Origin of the sequence: Serratia sp. 4542, assembly GCF_016805595.1 — a bacterium.
Classification (GTDB): domain Bacteria; phylum Pseudomonadota; class Gammaproteobacteria; order Enterobacterales; family Enterobacteriaceae; genus Serratia; species Serratia nevei.
The window spans coordinates 58,221-76,344 of the sequence record NZ_RXKV01000011.1 but is presented as its reverse complement, the minus strand read 5'-3'; the positions used below and the strand labels follow the sequence as shown (position 1 = coordinate 76,344).

The following is an 18,124-nucleotide window of genomic DNA, read 5'->3' as shown; positions in this document are numbered from 1 at the left end:
TCCGGATCACAAAAAACGTTTCAGCTGGCCTGCGGCGCCGCGTTTTGAAACAAATTGCGGCAAAAAACGCCCCCCGGCGACTGTTAACCGTCATCGACGCCGGGCAATATCAATGCGTGCCTGCGCGCCGATAGTCTGGCAAGCTGTGGCCACTGCTCAACCACCCGCTCTCCCTGCCCTGCCGGGAGGCATCGACAAGGGATTATCCATGCTGCATCCGCGCGCCAATGCCATGTTGGCCTTTGCTTTGCCTGCGCTGATTATCGGTTCCGCTTCCAGTCTGGTGCTGCTGTTGGTGATGAACATTGCCGCCGCACTGCAGCAATTACTGTGGGTGACGCTGCCCGGTGCGCTGAGCCTGGACGCCCAGTCGCCCTGGTGGCCGGTCACGATGCTGACGCTGACCGGCGTGGCGGTCGGCCTTATCGTGCGCTATATGCCGGGCCACGCCGGGCCGGACCCGGCGACGGAATCGTTGATCGGCATGCCCCTACCGCTCTCCGCCCTGCCGGGACTGGGGTTAGCGCTGATCGTCGGCCTGGCCGGCGGCGTCAGCCTGGGGCCGGAGAACCCGATCACCGCCATCAATATCGCGCTGGTAGCGGCCGCCGGAGCGCGCCTGCTGCCGAAGGTGCCGCGCATGGACTGGATCATCCTGGCGGCTGCGGGCACCATCGGCGCGATGTTCGGCACGCCGGTCGCCGCCGCGCTGATCTTCTCGCAAACCCTGGCGGGCAATAACGAAACGCCGCTGTGGGATCGGCTGTTCGCCCCGCTGGTTGCCGCCGCCGCCGGCGCGGTCACCACCCAGATGTTCTTCGTGCCCAATTTCGCCCTGCAGCTCGACGCCTACGATGTAACTCGGCTGCCGGACATCTTCAGCGGCGCCATCGTGGCGCTGATCGCCATCGCGCTCGGCATGGTGGCGCTGTGGTGCTTCCCGCACGTTCACCGCCTGTTCCATTCGATGAAAAATCCGGTGTTGATGTTAGGGCTGGGGGGCTTTGTGCTGGGCCTGCTGGCGCTGGTGGGCGGAGAGATTACCCTGTTCAAAGGGCTGGATGAAATGAAGCGCCTCGCGCAAGACGACGGCTATTCGGTGCCGGCGCTGTTGACCATTACCCTGACCAAGCTGGCGGCGCTGGTGATCGCCGCCGCCAGCGGCTTTCGCGGTGGGCGTATCTTCCCGGCGGTGTTCGTCGGCGTGGCGCTGGGGCTGATGCTGCATCAGCACGTTCCCGCAGTGCCGGCGGCGATCACCGTCTCCTGCGCCATCATGGGGCTGGTGCTGGTGGTCACGCGCGACGGCTGGCTCAGCCTGTTCATGGCGGTGGCGGTGGTGCCGGATCTGCACCTGCTGCCGGTGCTGTGCATCGTGATGCTGCCCGCCTGGCTGGCGCTGGCGGGCAAACCGCTGATGCTGGTGAATCGCCGGCAGCCGCCGCACGACGATTAGGCCAACGCGAACGCCGCGGCGGCGCGGGCGTGGATCGCGGTGGTGTCGAACACCGGCACCGACGCATCACGCTCGCTCACCAGCAAACCTATTTCGGTGCAGCCGAAAATAATCCCCTGCGCGCCCTGCTGCTCCAGATCGCTGATGATCCGGCGATACTCGTCGCGCGAGGCGTCGCGAATTTTACCCAGGCACAGTTCGTCATAGATGATGCGGTGTACGATGTCGCGATCGGCGCTGACCGGCGTCACCACGTCGATGCCGTGCAATTCCTGCAGGCGGCCGCGATAGAAGGTCTGCTCCATGGTAAAGCGCGTGCCCAGCAGCCCGACGCGGCGAATGTTTTTTTCCCGCACCTGCAGCGCCGTGGCGTCGGCGATGTGAATCAGCGGCAGGCCGCTGGCCTGCTCGACCGCCTCCGCCACCTTGTGCATGGTGTTGGTGCAGATCACGATAGCTTCGGCGCCGGCGGCGCGCAAAGCCACTGCGGCGGCGGCCAGCAGCCGGCCGGCGCCGTCCCAATCGCCCTGGTGCTGCAAGCGTTCAACCTCCTGAAAATCGACGCTGTAGAGCACGATTTTGGCCGAATGCAGCCCGCCGAGGCGCGCCTTTACCTGCTCGTTGATGGTGCGGTAATAAGGAATGGTGGATTCCCAGCTCATGCCACCCAGCAAGCCCAACACTTTCATCATTCGTTCCTCAGCATTTCCGACGATCCTCTGACCTTACCTGAGAATCGCCGGGCTGACGACGCCTTATTTGGCGCCGGAATTGATCGGCTGGCGCGCTTCGAACCAGCGCTGGCGCAGCGTGTCGTACAGCCAGTTATAGGCCATGGTGTACGGCAGGAAGAACAGGAAGAAACCGATTTCCAGCATAAACGCCTGCGCCCAGGAGATGCTCAGCATCCAGGCGGCGATCGGCACGCCGATCAGGATAAAACCGGCTTCAAAGCCGACGGCGTGCAGCGCACGCACTTTCAGGTTACGCACCACCCGGCTGACCGGCCACAGGCGGTCGAACACCGTGTTGTAAACCATGTTCCACAGCATCGCGACGGTGGAGAGCATCACCGCCAACGCACCGACCTGCACCATTGAGCGGTTCAGCAGCCACGCGCCCAGCGGGGCGCAAACCATCACGGCGATGGCCTCGAAACCGACGGCGTGGACGATACGTTCAATGAGAGACTTGTTTTGCAGTTGCATACATCACCTTTTTTCAACAGTTGTTGCGAAAGCCAGGTGATTATCATCGCTTTTTCGGGTAGGTTAAAAATAGATTCCATCGATAAAGTAGATAGGTTATGCACTATTCTCCGGAAGCGCTGCATGCGTTTGTCGAAGCCGCCGCCCTCGGCTCGTTTTCCGCCGCCGCGCGCAAGCTGCGCAAAAGCCAATCCACCGTCAGCACCGCCATCGCCAATCTGGAGGCCGATCTGGCGCTGACGCTGTTCGATCGCAGCGCGCGCCAACCGGTGCTCACCGCCGCCGGCCGCAAGGTACTGGGGCATGTGCAGGCGATCCTCGCGGCCAGCGAACGGCTCGACGCCCTGAGTATTCAGCTGGCGGGCGAGGTTGAACCGCGCCTGAGCATGGTATTTTCCGATACCTACCAGCCCAAGCATCACGATCGGTTGATGCAGCTGTTCGAACAGCGCTACCCGGAGATTGAGCTGGAATGGATGATCGCCGAAGAAGGCGACGTTATCGATCTGCTGCAAAGCGGCCGCGCGCACTTGGGCATGGTGGAAGTGCAAAAAAGTTATCCGCCGGATATCGCCTTCTCCCGGCTGCCTGAACAGACCGAAATGGGGCTGTTCGTCGCCCATCAGCACCCGCTGGCCCAGGTCGCCGCGCCAACGCCGGAGCAGCTGTCCAGCATCCGCCAGCTGATCCTGAATACCTACACCGGCGCCGAAGCGGCCAGACAGGGTGGCCTGGTCTGGTCGGCGCCCAGCTATCTGCTGTTGCTGGAGATGGCGGAACAGGGGTTCGGTTGGGCGGTACTGCCGCACTGGCTGGTGCAACAATACGGCCACGGCAAACTCACCCAGCTGCGGCCGCGCGGCTGGCCAAAACTGATTTCGGTGGATGCGGTCTGGTCCAAACTGACCCCGCCGGGCCCGGCGGGGTTCTGGATGCTGGATCGCCTGCTGGGCGATACCCTGCCTTAAGCGGCGACGTTGCGTGCCTGAATGGCGCGCGAGACGGTATCGAGCAGTTCCGGCATGTCCATCTTCGGCAGCATCACTTCGATGAAGGCCAGCCGATCGTCGTCCGCTACCTCGCGCAGCGCCTGGCGCAGTCCGTCCGGATCGCTGACCCGCAACGCCTTCACCGGCCGCTCGCCGGCCAGCGCCGGCGGCAGCTGCGTCCAGTTCCAGCGCGCGATGTCGTTATAACGTTGCTCCGGCCCGTGGATCGCACGCTCGATCGTGTAACCCTGATTATTCAGCACGAAGATCACCGGCTTAAGCCCGTCGCGCAGCATCGATCCCAGTTCCTGTACGGTCAGCTGCGCGGCGCCGTCGCCGATCAGCAATATTGCCCGCCGCTGCGGTTCGGCGGTCTGTACGCCGAACGTCGCCGGCAGGGTATAGCCGATCGATCCCCAGAGCGCCTGCACGATCAGGCGGCAGCCACGCGGCAACGTCAACGCCGCCGCGCCGAAACAGGCGGTGCCCTGATCGGCCAGCACGATATCCCCGGGCAGCAGGAAATCCTGTATCTGCCGCCAGAAGGCGTGCTGATCCAGCCCTTCCCCATCGGTTTCCGGCAGCGTCGGGCGGACGATCGGCGGCAACGGCCAGCGTGACGCCAGCGACAGGCTCAGGCGGTGCAGCGCCTGCACCGCCTCGCGCATCGGAATGCGGCTAAAGCGCTGCCGCCCGACCCAGGCTTCGAACGGTTGAATGTCGATGCATTTTTCCACCGGCAAATGATGCGTGAAACCGGCGGTAATGGTGTCGGTCAAACGCACGCCGACGTTGATCACCACATCGGCGTTTTCGATAAGCTGTTTCACCGCCGGATCGCTGGCGCCGCCGCAGTAGGTCCCGACAAACCCGGCTCGGTTCTCATCCAGCACGCCTTTGCCGAGCAGCAGCGTAGCGTGCGGAATGTCGACCGCCTGCAGCCACTCGTCCAGCGCCGCTTCGGCGCCGAAGCGATCGGCCAGGAAGTCCGCCAGCAGCGATACCCGCCGCGCCGGCAGCAGCTTTTCGCGCGCTGCGGCGATAAATGCCTGCAATGCGCTGCGCGATAGTTTGGCCTGACGCAGCATCAGCGGCGCCGGTTTGGCCGACAGCGGCGCTTGTGCGACGTCGCTGGGCAACATCAGGTAAACCGGGCGATGCTCCAGCAAGGCGACGCCGATCAGGCGGTCTATCTCCACGGCGGCGTTGTCGGCGGTCAGGTTAGCCTGCGCGACGGTCACCTCTTTGGCTATCCGCGCGAAGTGGGTAAAGTCGCCATCCCCCAGCGAATGGTGCAGCAAATCACCGGCGCGCTGGGCGCGCTGCGCCGGCGTGCCGACCACGTGGATCACCGGCAGGTATTCGGCGTAGCTGCCAGCCACCCCATTCAACGCGCTCAGCTCCCCCACGCCAAAGGTGGTGAGCAGCGCCGCCGCCGGTTTGCAGCGAGCGTAGCCGTCGGCGGCATAGGCGGCGTTCAGCTCGTTGGCGCAGCCTACCCAGGTGATTTGCGGATGAGCGAGAACGTGATCGAGGAATTGCAGGTTGTAATCCCCCGGCACGCCGAAGAAATGACGGATGCCGATTTGGGCCAGACGATCGAGCAGATAATCGGCCACCGTATAGGTCTGAGTCATGATCATCACCTGTCTGCAGCTGGAGCGATTATCTTAAGTATCGAAGATGCCGTTCAAATTTCGAACAAACGCGCCTGCCTCGATCGGCAACCTGGCGTTACATGCCGGCGCTGTGATCGCTCCCCCGGCAGCGCGGTGTGAAAGCGTATACACTCAAAGCACTTCACCTCCCGCCGACAAGGATAACTATGTCCTACCAAGCCTCCCCTACGCGTTATCAAGATATGGAATACCGGCGCTGCGGCCGCAGCGGGCTGAAGCTGCCCGCCGTCTCGCTCGGGCTGTGGCACAACTTCGGCGACGCCACGCTGTACGACAACGCCCGCGGCCTGATCCGCTGCGCCTTCGATCGCGGCATTACCCATTTCGATTTGGCCAACAACTACGGCCCGCCGCCCGGCGCCGCCGAGGAGAACTTTGGCCGCATACTCAACGCCGATCTGCGGGCCTGGCGCGACGAGCTGATCGTCTCGTCCAAAGCCGGTTATACCATGTGGCCCGGCCCCTACGGCGATTGGGGCTCGAAAAAGTACCTGGTCGCCAGCCTCGATCAGAGCCTGAAGCGCATGGGGCTGGAGTATGTGGATATCTTTTATCACCACCGGCCGGATCCGGACACGCCGCTGGAAGAAACCATGGCGGCGCTGGATCTGCTGGTGCGCCAGGGCAAAGCGCTGTATGTCGGCCTGTCTAACTACCCGGCCGAACGCGCGCGGCAGGCGTTCGACATTCTGCAGCGGCTCGGCACGCCGTGCGTGATCCACCAGCCGAAGTATTCGCTGTTGGAACGCACGCCGGAAGCGGGATTGCTGGATACATTGGCAGAGCATGGCGTCGGGTCGATCGCCTTCTCGCCGCTGGCGGGCGGCCTGCTGACCGACCGCTACCTGCACGGCATCCCGCAAGATTCCCGCGCCGCCAGCGGCAGCCGCTTCCTGCAGCCGGAGCAACTGACCGCCGAACGGCTGGACAAAGTGCGCCGCCTCGATGCGCTGGCGCGGCAACGCGGGCAAAAGCTGTCGCAAATGGCGCTGGCCTGGGTGCTGCGCGGCGATCGCGTCACCTCGGTGCTGATCGGCGCCAGCAAGAATGCGCAGATAGAAGACGCGGTAGGCATGCTGGCCAATCGTCATTTCAGTGAAGAAGAGCTCGTTCAGATCGAACAAATCCTACTGTAATCGCTTACAAATACCGCCGCTCCACCGAGCGGCGATCCCCCAGAAAAATCTCAAATCTCGGCCTGCGGCGCCGTTTTCAGAGTGGCTCTCAGATTCAACCCTATGCGCCGGCGCTATGATGCCGATATTGCAGCAAAAATAACGATAAGGCCGCTTTTTAAACTGATGAACGCGCTTCATAAAGTGATTAACGGCCAGGCCGCGCAAGCGGAAAGGAGAAGTCATGTTTAAACCTCTGCTCTTGGCCGCTATCTTGGCGGCGACGGTGTTGCCCGCCGTACAGCAGGCTCGCGCCGAAGGGCTCAGCATCGATCTGATGCCGGGCGTTTCATTGCGCATCGGCGATCAGGACAATCGCGGCCGTTACTGGGACGGTTACGACTGGCGCGATCGTGACTGGTGGCAAGGCCATCAGGGCCGCTATCTCGGCGACCGCAGCCCGCGTGGCTATTACTGGGACGGCTATCGCTGGCGCGATCGCGACTATTGGCGCAAATACTACTACTCTCGCGATGGCCGTTATTACAAGTGCGACCGCCGTTGCGACAAGCATTACTGGAAGAAAGAGAAAAAACACCATCACGATCACGATCGCGATCGCTGGCGCCGCCACGGCGATGACGACCGCGATTAACGACGACGGGCCGGCACCATGCCGGCCCGCGCTTTTTTTGCCTACAGCACGCTGCCGATCAGCAGATAGCCGTTCAATCCCACCACCACCAGTACGATCAGCTTACCCAGGTTTTGCACCACTGGGCCGTTGACCATCTCCCCCATCAGCGCCCGATTGCCGGTGAAAGCCAGCAGCGGCACCAGCGCCAGCGCAATGCCGAAGCTGAGCAGCACCTGGCTCAGCACCAGAATGCGCGTCGCGTCCATCCCCAGCATGATGACGATAAACGACGGCAGCATGGTCACCGCGCGCCGCAGCCACAGCGGGATATGGAAATGCACGAACCCTTGCATCACCACCTGCCCCGCCAGCGTGCCCACCACGGTAGAGGAGAGGCCGGCGGCCACCAGGCTCAGGCCAAACACGGTGGCAGCGGCTTGCCCGAGCAGCGGTTGCAGCGTCAGGTAAGCCACGTCGAGATCGGCGATGCCGCTGTGGCCGCTGAAATGAAACGCGGCGGCGGCGGTGGCCATCATCGCCAGGTTAACGAAACCGGCAATGGTCATGGCCACGGCGACATCGACTTTGGTGGCGGCATAGCGCTCCGCCTTGTCGTGCTCGCCGCCGATTTGGGTGAGCGAAGAATGCAGGTAGATCACATGCGGCATGATGGTGGCGCCCAATACCCCGGCGGCCAGAAATACCGCATCGCCGTTAGGCAGATCGGGCAGCGCCATGCCCTTCAGCAGCGGCGCGAGCTGCGGCTGGGAGAACGCCAGCTCGACGATATAAGCGGCGGCGACGAACAGCAGCAGGCCGCCAATCACCAGCTCCAGCGGTTTTTGCCCGCGCTTTTGCAGCATCAAGATTAAAAAGGTGGCGATGCCGGTCAGCACTGCGCCCTGCAACAGGGAAACGCCGAGCAGCAGCTTGAAGCCGATCGCCGCGCCGATAAACTCGGCCAGATCGGTCGCCATGGCGATGATCTCCGCCTGTACCCAATAAGCCCACACCGCCGGCCGCGGAAAGCGATCGCGAATATGCTCGGCCAGGTTTTTCCCGGTGGCGATGCCCAGCTTGGCGGACAACAGCTGGATCAGCATCGCCATCACGTTGGCCCAAACCACCACCCACAGCAGGCTGTAGCCGAACGAGGCGCCGGCCTGGATGTTGGTGGCGAAGTTACCGGGATCGATATAGCCGATAGCGGCGATGAAGGCGGGCCCCATCAGCGAGAGTTTGATTTTTCTGGCGGAGCGCCCGGAGGTGGTTTCAACCACGCGACTGTTCAGCATATGTTGAACCCTTACTGAAATTACGTTTATCTCCACTTTATATAAATGATAATAATTATCAAGCGCATTTAGAGCGGTAAAACTTATCTCTGTAATAGCCAACATTAACGGTTTTATCGAAGGGTTCAGCGCGGAGCTTGCCGATTTCCGTGCTTTTCTGATGGGATTTGGGCTGCAATACCCCTGAAAGACAGGTTAGCACAAGAATACGAATTTCCTATTGCTGCTTTAACATCTTGATTTTTTATGCTTTTGCGCAACACTTTAGGAGAACTCCCACTATGATTTTCCATATTTGCAATAGAAGTCTCGTTTTTAAACGTAGCGTTACATAAAATGACAGCCGAAATTCAGCCTGCCTCAAATTTGGAGCAAACATGTCCCATATTGCGCACTTTGCGTTGGCGATAGTGGTGGTGGCGATCCTGGCCCTGTTGGTGTGCCGCGATCGTAAAAGCATCCGCATTCGCTATGTTATTCAACTACTGGTTATCGAAGTACTGCTGGCCTACTTTTTCCTGCATTCGGAAGCGGGTTTGGGCTTCGTAAAAGGATTTGCCGCGCTGTTTGACAAACTGCTCGGATTTGCGGGACAAGGGACTGATTTCGTATTCGGCGGCATGGGCGACAAAGGCCTGGCGTTCTTCTTCCTGAAGGTGCTGTGCCCGATCGTCTTCATTTCGGCGCTGATCGGTATTCTGCAGTACATCAAGGTGCTGCCGTTCATCATCCGTATTATCGGTACCGTGCTGTCGAAAGTGAACGGCATGGGCAAGCTGGAGTCGTTCAACGCCGTCAGCTCGCTGATCCTGGGCCAATCCGAAAACTTCATCGCCTACAAGGATATCCTGGGCAAGATGTCGGAAAAGCGCATGTACACCATGGCGGCGACCGCGATGTCTACGGTGTCCATGTCCATCGTCGGTGCTTACATGACCATGCTGGACGCCAAGTTCGTGGTGGCGGCGCTGGTATTGAACATGTTCAGCACCTTTATCGTGCTGTCGCTGGTCAACCCGTACGACACCAATAAAGAAGAAGAGCTGCACCTCGGCAACCTGCACGAAGGCCAGAGCTTCTTCGAAATGCTGGGTGAGTATATCCTGGCCGGCTTCAAAGTAGCGATTATCGTTGCCGCGATGCTGATCGGCTTCATCGCCCTGATCGCCGCGCTCAACGGTGTGTTCAGCGCCATCTTCGGCCTGAGCTTCCAGGAAATCCTCGGCTACTTCTTCTATCCGTTCGCCTGGATCATGGGGATTCCTAAACACGAAGCCCTGCAGGTTGGCAGCATCATGGCCACCAAGCTGGTTTCCAACGAGTTCGTGGCAATGATGGAGCTGCAGAAAGTGTCTGCCGAACTGTCGCCGCGCAGCCTGGGGATCCTGTCGGTGTTCCTGGTGTCCTTCGCCAACTTCTCCTCCATCGGCATCGTGGCCGGTGCGATCAAGGGCCTGAACGAACACCAGGGCAACGTGGTGTCGCGCTTTGGCCTGAAGCTGGTGTACGGCTCTACGCTGGTCAGCATCCTGTCCGCTTCCATCGCGGGTCTGGTACTGGGCTAAGCCTCGAACCGACTGCGATAACAAGGCGCCTGCGGGCGCCTTTTCTATGCCTGTATCCTGGCCGTCTGCACTGGCGCATGCTGACAGAAAATAAGCATTCGTCGCTCGGCTAAACTTCCCCCAATAATAATGCTTCTGCATAAAATGGAATGGCTATGGCAACAATCTGCGTAGTCAGAACAGGTCGATTTTTGTCCTTACAACAGAACGCTTTTGATACGCCATACGGTGTTGCATTTAGCTGTGCGCACGCCATAAAACAAACAATCAGTTGATAATCAGCGTTAATAGCGTAGTGATCTCCTCCGCAACAGCAGGTGAGGCATTGTAGTAGGAGTCCACACTTTCAACGACGACTATCTTTTTATTGTCATCACTGACTGTCCAGCATGGAATCACTGACCTGGCATCTTCAGAAGAGACGCCACATGAGCTAATTGAAAATATCGAACTGGACATTATGTCAATTTTACTTCTTGATAAATAAGCATCAATGTTTAAATTCCGCACCAATACCTCTGCCGATTGGGGGAAGTGAACATCCATGCCAACCCTGATAACACGTCCATCGACAGAGGGTACGAGCGATATATTAAACTCATTTTCAGAAATCCATATGGGCTGTGTTAAATGACCGATGGTGTCTGACAGATAAAAGTCTTTAAAAATCGTTTTAGCCTCGACATCTACGGTCTCGAAAGAATTCATCTCATTGATTTTAAAATCATTTGTAAACTTAACCACGATATCATACAGATGTTTCTTTTCGTCAACAAAAATCACACCGCCTTCAATGCTACCTAATCCACCAATATTTTTATTTCTGAAAACATTCACACTCGTGAAAAATGCCAATTCATCACTAAAATATGAAAATATTTCAGCAACGTTAAGCAAAATAGAATCATAACTCACGAAGACAAATTTATTCTTACAATCAAGGAAAGGTGGCAATACAATTGATTCATCATCACCACAGTTTTTCACTTCATAGGGTAAATTATACAGCTCATACAATTTTATCAGTTGGTTGAGTTCCGCACGCTCAACCACGCGTACCATTCTTTCTTTTCGGCCAAACTCACCGCTAGAGGCCAGAATAAATTTTTCCCATATCCATTGAGACTGGGCCGCAAATCGACTCAGGCGCAGATTATCTTCATGAACGCTTCGCCATAGACAATGGCTACCCAAAGAGGTCTTGAACTCATCGTAATCCATCTCATCGAGAAAAAAATCAACGGAGATCCCTTTCCTCGCACAGGCTAAGGCCGTCATCACCGCCGTTACCCCGCCACCACCAACAATTGCGATATTTTTATTTTTTTTCATGGATAACCTCATCCAACGATGGTGAAACAATGACAATAGTTTCATCAAGAAAACAATATCAATGTCAACACATACCCATCACCAACATTAATTAGCACATTAACAATCACAAGATTAATCAGAGGATCAAACTATTAGGATTGCTTAAATTCAGGATACACACTCAAACAAATAGCATAAAAAACTATAAATATAGAATTTAACTCTGAAAATAGCGCTTTTTATGATCTTTACCACTGAATAAATTTTTTTCATATAGACTAAATTTCGTTAACAAATAGCGGCCGGAGAAAAATCATCTGACAGCATTAAAAACCAGTAAAAGTGATAATTGCAGCTTTCAAATTCAAACTAACACACATTTTCAAGCATCAATCACCTGAAAAAGGGAGTTTTATCGCGTATTCAAGAAGCATAGGGATTGATTTAAAAAACTATGATTTACATACAGTTATAAAAGGATAGAGAATATGAAATTACGCACCCAGATAACCATGCTGTTAGCAGGAGCCTCTCTAGTCATATCATCTGCATCATACGCCGCAGACGGTACTATAAACTTTACCGGCACGGTGACCGACCAAACCTGCACGGTTGAGGCGGGCAGTGCCAACCAGACAATCCCAATGGGCAATGTCAGCGCCAAAGCGTTTAGAAGCATTGGCGATACAGCGCTACCGACAAAATTCAATATCGCCTTAGTCAGTTGTCCGGACACGGTCAAAAAAGCGTCTATCAAGTTCGATGGTATTTACGCAGATGGCAACACAACTCTGCTGTCGCTCAATAAAGAAACTAACGCCGCTACAGGCATCGGCGTTGCGCTCTATGAGGCCGATGGCACAACGCAAATACCAGTGGCGTCATTCTCTAATGCGCAAAGCGTGCAAAAAGACATCAGGAACGTCTTTACTTATGTCGCAAAATATATGTCTACATCCGGCACGGTTACCGTCGGCCCGGCAAATGCCACGACACAATTCAGCATCTCATATAATTAATAAAGCCCTCTTATCTGGCCGGTAACAACGCCGGCCAGATAATTAAAACACCCACGGGAATAACGATGATTAAAAAAAGAATCTTTTACTTTCTGCTATTATTTTCTTTTAATACTGTCGCCAGCGTAACCTTGGGAGGAACGCGAGTTATTTATGAGGAAAATAAGAAAGAATCGAATATTTCAGTAAGCAATCAAGACAGCAGCTCACCGGTACTCATCCAAACCTGGGCAGAAAATTTCCGTCCCGAGGATAGCAGTGAAGTCCCATTCATTGTTACCCCGCCATTGTTCAGGTTGGAACCGGAACAGGATAATATTATTAGAATCATCCATGCCGGCAAGCTTTTGCCACAGCATGAAGAAACTGTATATTGGCTTAGCGTAAGATCGATACCATCAACGAAAAGAAACAAGGAAAATAAACTACTCATCACCGTACAAAACAGAATAAAAATAATCTACCGGCCCAGCGCCCTGTCAAAAAAAGAGGCAAGTGACGCATACAAAAAAATCAAATTCTCACGAGAAAAAAACATGTTGACTGTGAGTAATCCAACGCCGTTTTATGTCTCATTTTATTCTCTCGTTGTTGGCGGAAAAGAGCTTAAGGAAGCCGACATGGTCGCACCAAAAAGTAAAAAACAATGGGCCATACCAAACGGAATACGCAGCTCTGAAATAAAATGGCAAGCCATTAACGACTATGGAGGCGTAACCCAGGAAATAAAAGCATCGTTATAACAACATGTAAAGGGATGCAAAGATGATTATGCCAAGTATCGCCAACAACAAAAAGTCGGTGCTATTTTTCTGTTTTTTATCCTCACCGGTTGCACTGGCAGAGGACTACTTTGAGCCTTCTGCATTAAACAGAAATTATCAGAAAGTTGCTGACTTATCCCATTTCAACAATCCGAGCGATCAATTGCCTGGTGAGTATTGGGTGGATATCTATTTGAACAACGCTTTTTTTGTTAATCAAAAAGTGGAGTTTTTCCGCGTTGCCGGTGCTTTGCAACCTCGCATCCATCGAAACGATCTTGAAAATTTCGGCATCCAACTTGACACATTGAAAGTAACGACGAGCGAAAACAGCATAGCCGCTCACCCTATCAATGAGATGATTCCGGGTAGCTACGCAAAGTTTGACTTCAATCGCCAAAGATTAGACTTAAACATTCCTCAGGCTTATCTTAAAAATCAGCCGCGGGATTGGGTAAACCCGACGCTTTGGGATGATGGCATAAACGCCTTCCTGATGGATTACAGCTTCAGCGGCACCGAGTCTTGGCAACATGGGAATGCGAAAACGGGTGACAATCAATATTTGAACCTGCGCAGCGGTGCAAACTTCGGTGCCTGGCGATTGAGAAACTACTCCACCTACTCAAGCCAAAACAGCACCAAATGGAAAAGCATCAATTCCTATGCTGAGCGAGGGTTTAGAGACAGCAAAAGCACTTTGACCGTGGGTGATAGTTCAACCTCTGGCGACGTCTTTGACAGCTTTCAATTTCGCGGCCTGAAACTCGCGAGCGACCCCTCAATGATCCCTGACAGCCAACGGGGCTTCGCCCCCACGGTGCGAGGCGTCGCGCAAAGCAATGCCGAAGTCATTGTGAAGCAAAATGGCTACATCATTTATCAAACTCATGTTCCCGCAGGAAGTTTTGAAATAACAGATATTTACCCCACCACTTCCAGCGGTGGGCTGCAAGTAATCATCAAGGAGGCAGATGGTTCAGAACGCAGTTTCTTTCAACCCTTTTCCGCAGTGCCCATCATGCTGCGAGAAGGCATGAAAAAAAATGAATTAACGCTAGGCGAGTACCGCACTGCGCAACACGATAAATCTAAATATAAATTTCTTCAGCAGTCATTAATTTATGGTCTTAGAGACGATAAAACGCTCTATGGGGGCGCAATCATCTCAGAAAAACACCAGGGAATCTCTTCCGGCATCGGCAGCAGCTTGAAAAAGCTCGGATCATTTTCAGCCGATGTCACCCATACTAAAAGCCGGCTCATTACGGGCACTGCCCGTTCGGGGCAACAATATCGGCTCCAGTACGCAAAAAACCTTGAAACCACGGGCACGAACTTCACGCTTGCAGGATATCGATACTCGACATCGGGTTATTTAAACTTTTCTGAATTTAGCGAGATGAATACCAACCTTGAGAAAAAGTGGCTTGCGCGTGACATAAAAAGAAGCAAGCTGGTACTCAATATTAACCAACCCATTCGCGATTTCGGTAGTTTCTACCTCAACGGTTATCAACAGAACTACTGGCATAACAGCAGCGTTGAGAAGAATTTTCTGCTTGGGTTTTCAACCAGTCAGCGTGGCATTAGCTACAATCTTGCTTTGAGTTACAATAGCGGCCCTTATACGGATAAACCCGACAAAATTGCCACACTTAACGTTCAGATCCCGCTGAACAAATGGCAATCGAACAGCTGGGCTAACTATACCGCCAGCAAGAACAGCAAGGGCAAGTTCAATCAGCAATTGGGTCTAAGCGGAACGGCTCTTGAAAATAATCAGCTCAGTTATAACGTCTCGGCCTCACAAAGCAGCACCAGATCCAGCCCCTCCGGCAACGGCTCCGCTTACTATCGCGGCGGGTATGGTGAAGTCGGGGCCGGATACAGCTTTGATCAAAATATTCAGCGGGTTAATTACAGCCTACGCGGCGGCGCCATCGTCCATGGCAACGGCATTACATTATCGCAATCGCTGGGTGATACCGTTGCTTTAGTTAAAGTACCCAATGCCCATAATATTGAAGTGATTAACAGTGTCGGCGTCAAAACTGACTCTCGTGGCTATGCGGTAGTACCTTACATCAGCAGTTATCATAAGAATCGGATTGCCTTAAATCCGCAAAGCTTTGGCGATGACGTTGAAATAGCAAAGAACAGCAAGATTGTCATCCCGACCAAAGGCGCTGTTGTAGCTGCCCACTTTAAATCTAACATCGGCAATAGAATCATCTTAAAGCTGCAACACAATACCGACGCAATCCCATTCGGCGCCGTCGCTACGCTGCAGGGAGAAAACGAAACGACGGGGATCGTAGGAAATGATAATAGCGTTTATATGAGCGGCATGCCTGACTCAGGAACGGTGTTGGTTCATTGGGAGGGGAAGCAACGCTGCCAAGGCAGTTATGCTATTACAGCTAAAGAGTCTGAATCAAAAATAAAAATGCTCAATATGATATGTAAATAGCATTGAATTATCGATAAAAGCACATTGCGTTACATGCAGGATAAAATCGCAGAGTTTTTCCGGCCAATACCGCCATATAACATGGTAAAAATAACGCTATGCACAGTACGAGCAATATCTAATAGGAAAAGTGAATATGCCAACACTATTTAAAACAACAGCTATAGCCAGGATCGCTGGCATCCTGGCCTTATTATTTTCCTTTTCAGCCCAAAGTGAAGGCGATTGCTATGCGATATGGCATCATCCGCTAAAAATCGAGCAATCCGGCATTACCGTCCCGGCAGACGCTAAAGTCGGCGATCTTATCGGTCGTGGGGAATCTTACTTTTCCGTCAGGCTGTTGGCTAATGCCATACAGTTCTCCTTTGGCGAACCCGGCGATCTGGTGTTGCAAGCCTATACCCACTTGAGTGCGACAGCATTACAATACCACGGTATTCCCGTCTATCAGACTGGTTGGCAGGGGGTCGGCATTGCCATGTCGCTCAATGACCAACCGGGGCTTTGGGATATTTATGCGCCGCGTAATACACCCGTGAACTATGTTCTTGGCGGAAACTTCAAATATTATCTGGTCAAGACCGGCGACATACAATCTGGTGCCATGTCTGCACTTTCCCCTTTCTCCTTTAACTATACCTGCTTGAGAGCAACCAACGCCAGACGGCTGGGTGAGACCTATTTTCCTGCCGTCAATATCGCAGTGGAAGGTTGCCGCCTCAGCACGCCGTCGAAACAGGTTTTTCTGGGAAAAATCAACCGGCGGACGCTCTCTGGTATAGGGGCCACGGCGGGAAATACCCCTTTTAACATCGCGATGGAGTGCAATGTCAACACTAAAGTCGATCTGGAGATACGCGGTGACATGGTTAATGGCAATCGTCAGGTATTGGCCGTTATCCCATCAAAAGAGGCGGCCACCGGCGTTGGTCTGCAGATACTGCGTAACGGCATTCCCTTTGAGTTGGGGACGAAAACCGGCATGCTAAACCAGACGCTGGTAGGTATAAACGAAATCCCGCTCAGCGTGCAATATTATCAAACGGAAGAAAAAGTTACGCCGGGAGAAGTCAATGCCGTGGCGCAGTTCACCGTATCCTATCGCTAGTTTTGGTGAGCTGGCGGCATAACTCCGAGCTATCGAAAAGCCAGAGTCATTTTTCCAAGCGTCAGGCAAGCATTAGACGCACGCATAAAGCAAAAAGCCGACCCTAAGGTCGGCTTTTCAAATGGTGGTGGAGCTAGACGGGATCGAACCGTCGACCTCTTGCATGCCATGCAAGCGCTCTCCCAGCTGAGCTATAGCCCCACAAAAGTGGTACGCTTTGACCGGCGTTACGGTATTCCCCAACCTCTCTGATAAGAAGGTTGGTGGAGCTAGACGGGATCGAACCGTCGACCTCTTGCATGCCATGCAAGCGCTCTCCCAGCTGAGCTATAGCCCCGTTCCACAATCACTTTGTGCTGTGAACGGGGCGCATAATATGAAACCCACTCAAAGCTGTCAACGGCTAAATTGAATTCCTGAATCAAGCGTTGAAAAAGCCGCCAAATCAGCATGTTTGGCGCCAAAAAATCATCACTTTGTGCAGAGTTCATCCATTTTGCGCGCTACATCTCAGAATGGCAAAAGACCCTGCATATCACGTTGATTTTTAATTAACGGAATGTTAGTGAAATGCGCTTGAGTCGGACTCCCGAGCGGCATAGACTGCCCGCGCCATAAACTTCATTACTATAAACCGAGTCCGTCATGTCTTTGCATTCACCAAAAGAAATCGCCGCCCTCGCCGTTCAGGCCGGGGTAAACAAAAGCCGCGCCCCTCTCGCTAATCTGTTGATTCTGGGCTTTCTCGCCGGCGCTTTTATTGCCACCGGCTTTCTGCTGGATATTCACGTCATCGGCACCCTGCCGGCCGAATGGGGCTCTTTCGGCGCCCTGTTGGGTGCCGCGGTCTTTCCTATCGGTTTGATCCTGACCATTCTGGCCGGTGGCGAACTGCTGACCGGCAACATGATGACCTTGCCGATGGCCTGGTTTGCCCGCGAAATCCCCGCCATCGCCGTGCTGCGTAACTGGTTTTGGGTCACCCTGGCCAACCTGGCCGGCAGCCTGGCCGTCGCCTACTTCTTCGGTCATTTGCTGGGCCTGACCGAAGGTGCGTTCTTGCATAAAACGCTGGCGATCGCGCAGGCCAAAGTGGATGCGGACTTCCTGCACGCCTTCATTTCCGGCGTCGGCTGCAACTGGCTGGTGTGCCTGGCGGTATGGTTAGCCTTCGCCAGCAAGGATGTGCCGGGCAAAGTGATCGGCATGTGGTTCCCGGTCATGGCTTTTGTCGCCATCGGCTTCCAGCACGTGGTGGCGAATATGTTCATCATCCCGGCGGCCATCTTTGCCGGCGGCATGGGCTGGGAGCAGTATCTGCCCAATTTCATCGCGGTATTTCTCGGCAACGCGCTGGGAGGCGCCGGCTTTGTCGGGCTGATGTATTTCCTCGCCTACCGCCCGGGGCTGCCGGCTAGCGAGCAAGCCTGACGCATCGCCATAAAGAAAAAGCCCCGGGATCGCTCCACGGGGCTTTTTCTTTATGGCGTATCAGCGAA

At 54.6% G+C, this 18,124-nt stretch carries 15 protein-coding genes and 2 tRNA genes; 10 read left to right on the top strand and 7 right to left on the bottom strand.

Annotated elements, in window-relative coordinates:
• Positions 1 to 208 precede the first annotated feature (208 nt).
• Positions 209 to 1,456 carry an ion channel protein gene (locus EKL15_RS17520; protein WP_100396451.1) on the top strand — a complete coding sequence of 416 codons (1,248 nt, stop codon included), beginning with the start codon at positions 209 to 211 and terminating at the stop codon, positions 1,454 to 1,456.
• On the opposite strand, the gene EKL15_RS17515 is transcribed toward EKL15_RS17520, so the two are convergent.
• Both EKL15_RS17515 and EKL15_RS17510 read right to left on the bottom strand, forming a co-directional pair.
• Entirely contained in the window at positions 1,453 to 2,145 is a 693-nt protein-coding gene (locus tag EKL15_RS17515; RefSeq protein ID WP_019453821.1) for an aspartate/glutamate racemase family protein, read from the bottom strand. The genes EKL15_RS17520 and EKL15_RS17515 overlap by 4 nt on opposite strands.
• A 66-nt stretch (positions 2,146 to 2,211) precedes the next feature.
• Complete coding sequence (locus EKL15_RS17510) at positions 2,212 to 2,664, bottom strand: multidrug/biocide efflux PACE transporter (RefSeq protein WP_016926809.1); 453 nt, start codon at positions 2,662 to 2,664, stop codon at positions 2,212 to 2,214.
• Between the two features lie 98 nt (positions 2,665 to 2,762).
• Here EKL15_RS17510 and EKL15_RS17505 point away from each other — a divergent pair, with 98 nt between their 5' ends.
• On the top strand, positions 2,763 to 3,632 hold the full coding sequence (locus EKL15_RS17505; protein WP_060419900.1) for a LysR family transcriptional regulator: 870 nt from the start codon (positions 2,763 to 2,765) through the stop codon (positions 3,630 to 3,632).
• Here EKL15_RS17505 and EKL15_RS17500 read toward each other — a convergent pair.
• Positions 3,629 to 5,290 (bottom strand): alpha-keto acid decarboxylase family protein, encoded by a 1,662-nt coding sequence (locus EKL15_RS17500; RefSeq protein WP_197808914.1) that lies wholly within the window; start codon positions 5,288 to 5,290, stop codon positions 3,629 to 3,631. The two genes, EKL15_RS17505 and EKL15_RS17500, sit on opposite strands and share 4 nt — an antisense overlap.
• A 188-nt stretch (positions 5,291 to 5,478) precedes the next feature.
• Between EKL15_RS17500 and mgrA the strand changes: the two genes are divergently transcribed.
• Both mgrA and EKL15_RS17490 read left to right on the top strand, forming a co-directional pair.
• Positions 5,479 to 6,468 (top strand): L-glyceraldehyde 3-phosphate reductase, encoded by a 990-nt coding sequence (gene mgrA, locus EKL15_RS17495; RefSeq protein WP_100396453.1) that lies wholly within the window; start codon positions 5,479 to 5,481, stop codon positions 6,466 to 6,468.
• Between the two features lie 223 nt (positions 6,469 to 6,691).
• Entirely contained in the window at positions 6,692 to 7,102 is a 411-nt protein-coding gene (locus tag EKL15_RS17490; protein ID WP_084827318.1) for a DUF2502 domain-containing protein, read from the top strand.
• 41 nt (positions 7,103 to 7,143) lie between these two features.
• On the opposite strand, the gene EKL15_RS17485 is transcribed toward EKL15_RS17490, so the two are convergent.
• Entirely contained in the window at positions 7,144 to 8,379 is a 1,236-nt protein-coding gene (locus tag EKL15_RS17485) for an Nramp family divalent metal transporter (RefSeq protein ID WP_033635427.1), read from the bottom strand.
• A 377-nt stretch (positions 8,380 to 8,756) separates the two neighbouring features.
• Here EKL15_RS17485 and EKL15_RS17480 point away from each other — a divergent pair, with 377 nt between their 5' ends.
• Positions 8,757 to 9,944, top strand: a complete 1,188-nt coding sequence (locus tag EKL15_RS17480; protein WP_004936373.1) for a NupC/NupG family nucleoside CNT transporter — start codon at positions 8,757 to 8,759, stop codon at positions 9,942 to 9,944.
• Positions 9,945 to 10,211: 267 nt separating this feature from the next.
• On the opposite strand, the gene EKL15_RS17475 is transcribed toward EKL15_RS17480, so the two are convergent.
• Positions 10,212 to 11,276 (bottom strand): FAD-dependent oxidoreductase, encoded by a 1,065-nt coding sequence (locus tag EKL15_RS17475; RefSeq protein WP_100396455.1) that lies wholly within the window; start codon positions 11,274 to 11,276, stop codon positions 10,212 to 10,214.
• Between the two features lie 470 nt (positions 11,277 to 11,746).
• Between EKL15_RS17475 and EKL15_RS17470 the strand changes: the two genes are divergently transcribed.
• The 4 genes from EKL15_RS17470 to EKL15_RS17455 all read left to right on the top strand — a co-directional run bounded on the left by EKL15_RS17470 (position 11,747) and on the right by EKL15_RS17455 (position 16,625).
• Positions 11,747 to 12,277: a fimbrial protein gene (locus tag EKL15_RS17470; protein WP_060419889.1), complete on the top strand. Its 531-nt coding sequence runs from the start codon at positions 11,747 to 11,749 to the stop codon at positions 12,275 to 12,277.
• Positions 12,278 to 12,342: 65 nt separating this feature from the next.
• Positions 12,343 to 13,020: a molecular chaperone gene (locus EKL15_RS17465; RefSeq protein ID WP_060419886.1), complete on the top strand. Its 678-nt coding sequence runs from the start codon at positions 12,343 to 12,345 to the stop codon at positions 13,018 to 13,020.
• A gap of 28 nt (positions 13,021 to 13,048) precedes the next feature.
• Complete coding sequence (locus tag EKL15_RS17460; protein WP_198509095.1) at positions 13,049 to 15,514, top strand: fimbria/pilus outer membrane usher protein; 2,466 nt, start codon at positions 13,049 to 13,051, stop codon at positions 15,512 to 15,514.
• 136 nt (positions 15,515 to 15,650) lie between these two features.
• Complete coding sequence (locus tag EKL15_RS17455; RefSeq protein ID WP_060419880.1) at positions 15,651 to 16,625, top strand: fimbrial protein; 975 nt, start codon at positions 15,651 to 15,653, stop codon at positions 16,623 to 16,625.
• A gap of 125 nt (positions 16,626 to 16,750) precedes the next feature.
• On the opposite strand, the gene EKL15_RS17450 is transcribed toward EKL15_RS17455, so the two are convergent.
• Positions 16,751 to 16,826, bottom strand: a tRNA-Ala gene (locus EKL15_RS17450).
• Between the two features lie 60 nt (positions 16,827 to 16,886).
• Positions 16,887 to 16,962, bottom strand: a tRNA-Ala gene (locus EKL15_RS17445).
• Between the two features lie 308 nt (positions 16,963 to 17,270).
• Between EKL15_RS17445 and EKL15_RS17440 the strand changes: the two genes are divergently transcribed.
• Complete coding sequence (locus EKL15_RS17440) at positions 17,271 to 18,056, top strand: formate/nitrite transporter family protein (protein WP_087763448.1); 786 nt, start codon at positions 17,271 to 17,273, stop codon at positions 18,054 to 18,056.
• Positions 18,057 to 18,124 lie beyond the last annotated feature (68 nt).

Bases quoted from the DNA above. Each gene is read 5' to 3' on its own strand.
- EKL15_RS17520 (WP_100396451.1), top strand. From the start codon at position 209: ATGCTGCATCCGCGCGCCAATGCCATGTTGGCCTTTGCTTTGCCTGCG.
- EKL15_RS17515 (WP_019453821.1), bottom strand. From the start codon at position 2,145: ATGAAAGTGTTGGGCTTGCTGGGTGGCATGAGCTGGGAATCCACCATT.
- EKL15_RS17510 (WP_016926809.1), bottom strand. From the start codon at position 2,664: ATGCAACTGCAAAACAAGTCTCTCATTGAACGTATCGTCCACGCCGTC.
- EKL15_RS17505 (WP_060419900.1), top strand. From the start codon at position 2,763: ATGCACTATTCTCCGGAAGCGCTGCATGCGTTTGTCGAAGCCGCCGCC.
- EKL15_RS17500 (WP_197808914.1), bottom strand. From the start codon at position 5,290: ATGACTCAGACCTATACGGTGGCCGATTATCTGCTCGATCGTCTGGCC.
- mgrA (WP_100396453.1), top strand. From the start codon at position 5,479: ATGTCCTACCAAGCCTCCCCTACGCGTTATCAAGATATGGAATACCGG.
- EKL15_RS17490 (WP_084827318.1), top strand. From the start codon at position 6,692: ATGTTTAAACCTCTGCTCTTGGCCGCTATCTTGGCGGCGACGGTGTTG.
- EKL15_RS17485 (WP_033635427.1), bottom strand. From the start codon at position 8,379: ATGCTGAACAGTCGCGTGGTTGAAACCACCTCCGGGCGCTCCGCCAGA.
- EKL15_RS17480 (WP_004936373.1), top strand. From the start codon at position 8,757: ATGTCCCATATTGCGCACTTTGCGTTGGCGATAGTGGTGGTGGCGATC.
- EKL15_RS17475 (WP_100396455.1), bottom strand. From the start codon at position 11,276: ATGAAAAAAAATAAAAATATCGCAATTGTTGGTGGTGGCGGGGTAACG.
- EKL15_RS17470 (WP_060419889.1), top strand. From the start codon at position 11,747: ATGAAATTACGCACCCAGATAACCATGCTGTTAGCAGGAGCCTCTCTA.
- EKL15_RS17465 (WP_060419886.1), top strand. From the start codon at position 12,343: ATGATTAAAAAAAGAATCTTTTACTTTCTGCTATTATTTTCTTTTAAT.
- EKL15_RS17460 (WP_198509095.1), top strand. From the start codon at position 13,049: ATGCCAAGTATCGCCAACAACAAAAAGTCGGTGCTATTTTTCTGTTTT.
- EKL15_RS17455 (WP_060419880.1), top strand. From the start codon at position 15,651: ATGCCAACACTATTTAAAACAACAGCTATAGCCAGGATCGCTGGCATC.
- EKL15_RS17440 (WP_087763448.1), top strand. From the start codon at position 17,271: ATGTCTTTGCATTCACCAAAAGAAATCGCCGCCCTCGCCGTTCAGGCC.